Raw genomic sequence first — 7159 nt, 5'->3', positions numbered from 1 at the left:
CCCCCGAACGCGGACGCGCCGCGGGCGGCTACAGCGCCCCCGAACGCGGACGCGCCGCGGGCGGCTACAGCGCCCCCGAACGCGGACGCGCCGCAGGTGGCTACAGCGCCCCGGAGGCGGGTGGCTACAGCACTCCTGGCGCGGGTAGCGCTCCGCGTGCCGGCGGCTACGGCGGCACCACCCCGCGTGCCGGCGGCTACGGCGGCACCACCCCGGGCGCCGGCAGCTACGGCGGCGGAGCTGGCGCCGGCGCCGGTGGTGGCGGCGGTGCCGGCGGTGCCGGTGGTGGCGGCGGCGCCGGTGGCGCTGGTGGTCCCGGCGGTGGCGGTGGCGGTGGCGGTGGCGGCGGCGCTGGTGCGGGCTCTGGTGCCGGCGCCGGTGCTGGCAGCTACAGCGCTCCCGGGGCCGGCGGTTACGGCGCGCCCGAGGCCGGCGGCTACACCGCCCCCGAGGCCGGTGGCTACACCGCGCCTGAGGCCGGCGGCTACGGGACTCCTGGCGCTGGCGGCGCCCCCGAGGCCGGCGGCTACACCGCGCCCGAGGGCGGCGGCTACGGCGCACCCGGTGGCGAGGGCTACGGCGGTGCCGGTGCCGGTGCCGGCTCGGGTTCCGGCTCGGGTTCCGGCTCGGGTGCCGGCTCGGGTTCCGGCTCGGGTGCCGGTGCTGGCGCGGGTGCCGGCAGCTACGGCGGCGGAGCTGGTGGCGGCGGTGGCGCCGGCGGCGGTGGCGGCAGCTGACAACTGAGCCCCGGCTGCGGCGCGAAAGCCGTCGCCGGGGCACGGTGGCCGCGCCCGGCACGTTCGCGGGTTCGCGGCCACCACGACCGACCGGTCGACGCGGCCGGGGTTTGGCAGGCGCCCAACCCCGGCCGCGTCTGTTCGCCGGTCAGCCCCGACATTGGCCCTACGTACCGAACCCGGGCGCAATTCGGGTACGCCGTCCTTGGCGTGACGCGGAAAATGCTTGGACAGCCCGCGTTCGCGCACGCGAGCATGAGCGCTCGTGCGCGCTCGACATCTGGCTCTCGATCTGACGCCGTTGCGGACCTCCCGCGATTTCCGGCTGGTCTTCAGCGGCTCGGGCGTGTCCGCGCTCGGTTCCTTCATCACCTACATCACGATCCCGTTCCAGGTCGCGGAAATGACCAGGTCGCCGCTCCTGGTGGGCCTGCTCGGGCTCTGTGAGCTCGTACCGCTGCTTTTCATGGCGTTCGTGGGCGGTGCGCTGGCCGACTACCTGGACCGACGACGACTGATCATCTACGGCGAGGTGGCGTTCACGCTGCTCACCGGCGTACTGCTGATCAACGCCCTGCTGGACAAGCCGCAACTGTGGGTGTTGTTCGTGGTGGCCGCGCTGACCACGGCGGTCGACGGCATCCAGCGGCCGGCGATGGAATCGCTCATCCCCCGCCTCGTGGAGCCGCAGCAACTGCCCGCCACCAGCGTCCTGAACTCCCTGCGGATGAACATCGCCTCGCTCGCCGGCCCGGCGCTGGCCGGCGTGCTGCTGGCGACGGTCGGCAGCACCTGGGTGTACGCCATCGACCTCGCCACGTTCGCCGCGTCGCTGGCATGCCTGGCGTTCGTCCGCACCGTCCCACCGCCCCCGGCGGCCGAACGACCGTCCCTGCGCTCGGCCGTCGCCGGCCTGCGGTACGCCAGGAGTCGCCCCGAACTGCTCGGCACCTATCTGGTGGATATCAACGCGACCTTCTTCGGCATGCCGCAGGCGCTCTATCCGTTCGTGGCCATGAAGCTGGGCGGCCCGGCTGTGCTGGGTCTGCTCTACGCGGCCCCGTCAGCGGGTGCGCTGCTGGCGACCCTCACCTCCGGCTGGACCGGCCGGGTGCACCGGCACGGCCTCATGGTGGTGCTCGCGGCGGGCGCGTGGGGCGTGGCGATCGCCGGCTTCGGCGTGGCGGCATTCGGCCCGTCCGCGCTCACCCTCGGGCTGACCGGCGGCGGTGACGACCACACCGGCATCCTGTGGCTGGCGCTGCTGCTTCTGATGATCGCCGGCGGCGCCGACATGATCTCCGGCGTGTTCCGGTCGGTGATCTGGAACCAGACCATCCCGGACCGGCTGCGCGGGCGGCTTGCCGGCGTCGAGATGCTCTCGTACTCGATCGGGCCGACGCTGGGCAACGTCGAGTCGGGCATCGCGGCCCGATTCGTCGGTACGGGCGGCTCCATCTTCCTCGGCGGTGTCCTGTGCGTGGTGGGTACGGGCGCACTGGCCGCCGCGCTGCCACAGTTCCTGCGCTACGACGGTCGTGCCGGCCTCGCCCGCAAGATCGCCGAGGACGAGGCGTGGGCGGCCCGCGCCGCCGGCAACGCCCTGCCGGAACTGCCGCCCGAGCACCCCGCTCCGACCGCCGCATCCGCCACGTGACCGTTATCCGTACCGGTCGTGGCGTTACGCGGCCGCGCGGGTGACCTCCGGCGTCGCCCGCGGCCCCGGCAGGCGAACGGTCTCTGCCGCGTGCCCGTCCGCGGGCGGCTCGTCGGCGCTCTCCCGGCTGGCCAGAGCGTCCTCGACGGCCGCGGTGTCGATGACGGCGGTGACGTCGTCAGAAGCGTCGTCATTGGTCGCCGCGGTGGCCTCGGGGGTCGAGTCGTCGTCCGTGGCCGCAGCCGTGTCCTCCGGGGCGGTCGCCCCGGACTGCGCCGTGTCCGTCGTGACCGTGCGCGGCGGCCAGGTCAGGCGGACGGTGTCGAGGACCGTCAGGCCCGCGCCCGAGGCGATCAGCGGAGACGGCTCGGTGGCGGGCGGGCGCTCGGCGAGCATCCGCCCGCGGGTCGACCAGGCGCCGGCCATGCCGATGGCGAACGCGAGCGCCTCCACGGCCAGGTACCAGCCGTTGCCTTCCCGCTGGCCCGCGAGCCGGCCGAGCCACACGACACCGAACAGGCCCACCATGCCGATGTCGGCCAGGCCGTGCCGGGTGATGGCCGAGCGCACCGAGTCGCTGGGCGCGGCGAGCATGTCCATGATCGCGGCGACGGCGGCCGGCAGGGCCGCGACGAGGCCGGCCAGCATGCTCCAGAAGGCGACCAGGCCGAAGAACGAGAAGTCCGCGACGAGCCCGCCCAGGTCCAACAGCAGGACGTTCGCGAAGATGCCGAGCGCCAGCATCGCCAGCATCGGACTGACAGGCTCACCCTGAACGCGCGTACGGCTGCGCATCGACACCACCTCCTCGACGGCCCGCTTTCCGTCTTGCCCGGCGCTGCCCACGTGAAACGTGCTCAATAAGAGAGATTCATCAATGTACCGCGAAAATCGGTGGTCAGGGCAGCTGTCGCACCCTTACCGTGTGATCCGCAACGCACAGAACCGTTCAGGAGAGCCGATGACCCGCCGCCACATCAACGACGCCAGCACGAGCGTGCTGCGCGCCGTCGAAGGCGGCTGGCCGGGGTGGGAGGAGCGGGCCTGATTCCCAGGCCGCCGCGCCGCCCTCCCCACTGCGGGGCAGGGCGGCTTTTGTTTTGGGCTGACGTAAAGGAGGAGGGATGACCGGCGTACTCGTACTGAACGCGGACCTCGGGCCGCTGCACCGGGTCAGCCTCCGGCACGCCGTGCGCATGCTCCTGCGCGAGGTCGCCGTCGTGCACGAGGCCGAGCCGGACCGGCTCATCGGCGTGTACCCGGTGCCCCGCGTCGTCCGCCTCGTCACCTACGTGGTGACGCGTTGGCGCTACGGGCGCGGTCCGGCCTGGTCCCGGGCGGGCGTCCTGGCCCGCGACGGCCGCCGGTGCGCCTACTGCGGCGGCAACGCCAGCACCATCGACCACGTCCTGCCCAGCTCGCGCGGCGGCCGCAACACGTGGCTGAACACGGTCGCCGCGTGCTCGCCGTGCAACCAGCGCAAGGGCGACCGCACCCCGCCCGAGGCGAGGATGCCGCTGCGCATCACGCCGACCGCCCCTACCTGGGCGGCCATCCACGCGCGCTGACCGGGTCGCGCCCACCCCACCGGTGGGCGCGGCCCGGGTACGGTCGGGGCGATGGATCCGACCCGGGCGCTCAACGAGCCACATCCCGACCGGCTCGCGCCGGGGCACCCGTACCATGAAAAGATCTTGGAAGCCCATCGGGCGGCGCTCGACGCCGGGCAGGCCGGCTACCTTGATCCCGAATCCGGGCTGTTCGTGCTGACGGCGGGCTTTCTCGCCGCCCGTGGCCGGTGTTGCGAGCGGGGCTGCCGGCACTGCCCGTACGTGACGTGAACCCCCGCGCGAACCGGGCCCGCGGTTCTGTACACTTGACCACCGTTGCCGCCTTAGCTCAGTCGGCAGAGCGATTCACTCGTAATGAATAGGTCCGGGGTTCGATTCCCCGAGGCGGCTCGGCAACCACGACGGCCCTGGTCACACCGTGACCAGGGCCGACATGCTTGATGCGGTCGACGCCGGCAAACCGATCACGCGGCCGGCCTGAGCCGATCAACGTGGCCTTTCAGGCGTCACCGACAGCGCGCCTGACGCAGCCAGGCGGTCGCGAACGTTACGGCGCCAGGCAGCGGCATCAAGCGTGCGTGACCAGCGCCGATGCACTTTCGTCGAACGGCACCGGACGTGCGTTCGTACGCCGCGCCAAGATCTTTGAAATCGCTTGAGTCGTGGGCGGTGCCCTCGAATGAAATCCATTCGGCGCCGGTGGCGGTGCGGACGCGACATGCATTCGATCGGGGCGTGCCACCGGGTAGCCGGCATTCCGCTAGGTGAAAGGCCGTACAACGGTCGTATCCGACGCCGAGAAGAAGAATCCTGGCATTGATGGCCTCCAACGCGGCCAGCGGAGATCGCTCGCCCAGTTCGCTTTCCAGGTCATGCACCGCCATGAGGTCACCCGCCGCCGCGCCGACCGCGGTGAACGACGTCTGGGGGTGCGCGCTGCGCACGGCACCGGGCCACGTCCGGATGGTCTCGGCGACCAGCCCGAGTTCCCGGCACGGCGTGGTCGCCGGGTCGAAGGCCGGCAGGTTGGCGCGGATCGTTGGCCACCACTCCGGCGGGACAGGCCGGTGGTGCCAGCGTGCCGGGTCGCGATTGTCCGGCGACTGCGCGTAGGACACCAGCGTGCCGTCCGGGCCGAGGACATCCAGCAGCGCATCGACAACCGTGACCGGGCCGCCACACACCCAGCCGAGCGCCTTCAGCGACGAGTGCACGAGCACGACATCGCCCGCCTCCAGGCCAAGGTGCCGTAGCTCAGCGGCGAGCACGCTGCGCGTCAGCGGACCGGGCGCAGTGGTCGTCATGCCGAGCATCGTCACATGAACCGCACCTGAGGGCCTGTTGCGACATCGCTTTCGCGGGCCGCCGCACCGACGACGTTGAATGGGCCGCTGGCGGGCGGGCGGCCGCACCCGCTAGCCTGACCAGCCGTGACCGACGACGCCTTCGGCACCGCCACTCCCCGCCCCACGTCCCTCGATCCGCAGGAGCTCGGCTTCACGCCGCGCAAGCCGGTTCCCTGGTTGGGTCCGGTCCTGCTCGCCGTGACCGGCGCCCGTGTCGCGCTCGCCGAACAGTTCGGCGCCTACCTGGACAAGCGTGAGCTGCAGAACGCCTTCCCGGCCGAGACGTTCGACCACAGTGGAGGCGAGGAGCTGTGGTTCGACTTCGTGGCCGACCTCGGCGACGGGTTCGACGCGACGTACTCCATGGCGTACCTGCTGGCGCAGCCGGAGATCGAGGTCGGCGGCGAGCGACTGCCCCGCGGCCGGGTCCTGGTCATGGGCGGCGACCAGGTCTATCCGACGGCGAACGACCTGGCCTACGAGGACCGCTTCCGCGGGCCGTACCGGGCCGCGATGCCGACCCCACCGCCCGGCGACCCCATCCCCACGCTCTACGCGGTGCCGGGCAACCACGACTGGTACGACGGCCTGTCGGCGTTCCTGCGCACGTTCGCACGCCGGGAGGGCACCAGCATCGGCGGCTGGCGCACCGCGCAGACGCGTAGCTACTTCGCCCTGAAGCTGCCGCAGCGCTGGTGGCTGATCGCCCTGGACTCGCAGGACGGCGGCTACCTCGACGACCCGCAGCTGACGTACTTCAAGGCGGTCGCCGAGCAGATCCAGCCCGGCGACCGGATCATCCTGGCGACCCCGAACCCGTCGTGGGTCAAGGCGCAGGAGAGCACCCGGGAGTACGACACGATCGACTACTTCCTGCGGAAGGTGATCGCGCCGACGGGCGGCCGGGTGGCGCTCATGCTCTCCGGCGACCTGCACCACTACTCGCGGTACGCGCTGGCGGACACGCCGCCGGCCTGGGATGACACCGCCGGCGGCACGGTCGATGGCACGGGACGGCAGCTCATCACGTGCGGGGGTGGGGGCGCGTATCTGGCCGCGACCCACACGCTGCCGTCAAAGATCACCGTACCGCCGAAGCAGGCGCTGCCGCGCGAGGCCAGCAACGGCAAGGAGTACCGGCTGGCCCGCACGTACCCGTCGAAGGCCCGCTCCCTGGCCCTGGCCAGCGGGGTGTTCTGGCGGCTGCCCCGGCGCAACGCGAGCTTCCTGGCGCTGCTGGGCCTCCTGCACACGCTGCTCATGCTCGCCCTGGTGGACGCGCGCGGGCGGGTGCTCACCACGCCGGTGTTCCTGATGGTCGCGGCCACGTTGGGGCTGACCCTGTTCTTCGCCGCCGGCCTGACGTCCGGGCACCGGGCGACGAAACATTACGTGCTCGGGTTGACCCACGGGTTCGTGCAGGTGGCCCTCGCCGTGGCCGGCGCGGCCGTGTGGCGCGAACTGCCGATGATGCACTGGCCCACCCCGCTGCCGGCGCTGACGGCGGGCGCTTTCTACGGCCCGGTGATCGCGCTGCTGTCGGCCCAGGTCGTCGCGCTCTACCTGCTCATCGCCGGCCGGCTGCTGGTGAACGTCAACGAGCTGTTCGCGGGGCAGGGCATCCAGGGGTACAAGTGTTTCCTGCGGATGCACATCGACGTGGACGGGTCGCTCACGGTGCACCCGATCGGCGTCGACAACGTCAGCAAGCACTGGATCCCCACGCCCACCGCGCCGGAGTACGAGCCGTGGTTCGAGCCGGGCGACCCGTTGGTCCCCCGGCGCATCGAGCCGCCGATCACCATCCGCTGACGCCGCGTGCGGCGGGCTGGTTGCCCGCCGCACGCG

7 protein-coding genes, 1 tRNA gene and 1 pseudogene are annotated in these 7159 nt (G+C 72.3%); 7 read left to right on the top strand and 2 right to left on the bottom strand.

From position 1 onward, the window contains the following. Both ABD191_RS18065 and ABD191_RS18060 read left to right on the top strand, forming a co-directional pair. A pseudogene (locus ABD191_RS18065) lies at nt 1-737 on the top strand (hypothetical protein); the annotation flags it as partial. Between the two features lie 265 nt (nt 738-1002). Continuing rightward, on the top strand, nt 1003-2394 hold the full coding sequence (locus ABD191_RS18060; protein ID WP_344083109.1) for an MFS transporter: 1392 nt from the start codon (nt 1003-1005) through the stop codon (nt 2392-2394). A 24-nt stretch (nt 2395-2418) separates the two neighbouring features. Here ABD191_RS18060 and ABD191_RS18055 read toward each other — a convergent pair whose 3' ends face one another. Continuing rightward, nucleotides 2419-3189, bottom strand: coding sequence for a DUF2231 domain-containing protein (locus ABD191_RS18055; protein WP_344083107.1), 771 nt, complete (start codon nt 3187-3189; stop codon nt 2419-2421). Nucleotides 3190-3319: 130 nt separating this feature from the next. On the opposite strand from ABD191_RS18055, the gene ABD191_RS18050 reads away from it, so the two are divergent. The 4 genes from ABD191_RS18050 (at nt 3320) to ABD191_RS18035 (ending at nt 4355) form a co-directional block, all read left to right on the top strand. After that, the gene (locus ABD191_RS18050) at nt 3320-3442 is read left to right on the top strand and encodes a hypothetical protein (protein WP_344083105.1); all 123 of its coding nucleotides are present in this window, start codon (nt 3320-3322) and stop codon (nt 3440-3442) included. A gap of 76 nt (nt 3443-3518) precedes the next feature. Then, a complete protein-coding gene (locus ABD191_RS18045; protein WP_344083103.1) occupies nt 3519-3962 on the top strand; it encodes an HNH endonuclease in 444 nt (147 codons plus the stop codon). Nucleotides 3963-4013: 51 nt separating this feature from the next. Continuing rightward, nucleotides 4014-4235, top strand: a complete 222-nt coding sequence (locus ABD191_RS18040) for a C1orf53 family protein (protein WP_344083101.1) — start codon at nt 4014-4016, stop codon at nt 4233-4235. A gap of 47 nt (nt 4236-4282) precedes the next feature. Further along, nucleotides 4283-4355, top strand: a tRNA-Thr gene (locus ABD191_RS18035). A 116-nt stretch (nt 4356-4471) separates the two neighbouring features. On the opposite strand, the gene ABD191_RS18030 is transcribed toward ABD191_RS18035, so the two are convergent. After that, complete coding sequence (locus tag ABD191_RS18030; protein ID WP_344083099.1) at nt 4472-5269, bottom strand: AAC(3) family N-acetyltransferase; 798 nt, start codon at nt 5267-5269, stop codon at nt 4472-4474. Nucleotides 5270-5395: 126 nt separating this feature from the next. On the opposite strand from ABD191_RS18030, the gene ABD191_RS18025 reads away from it, so the two are divergent. After that, complete coding sequence (locus ABD191_RS18025) at nt 5396-7123, top strand: metallophosphoesterase family protein (protein ID WP_344083097.1); 1728 nt, start codon at nt 5396-5398, stop codon at nt 7121-7123. Nucleotides 7124-7159 lie beyond the last annotated feature (36 nt).

The organism is Luedemannella helvata, from assembly GCF_039528415.1.
GTDB lineage: Bacteria > Actinomycetota > Actinomycetes > Mycobacteriales > Micromonosporaceae > Luedemannella > Luedemannella helvata.
The sequence above is the reverse complement of the archived record's forward strand: the minus strand, read 5'-3'. Positions and strand labels throughout refer to the sequence as shown.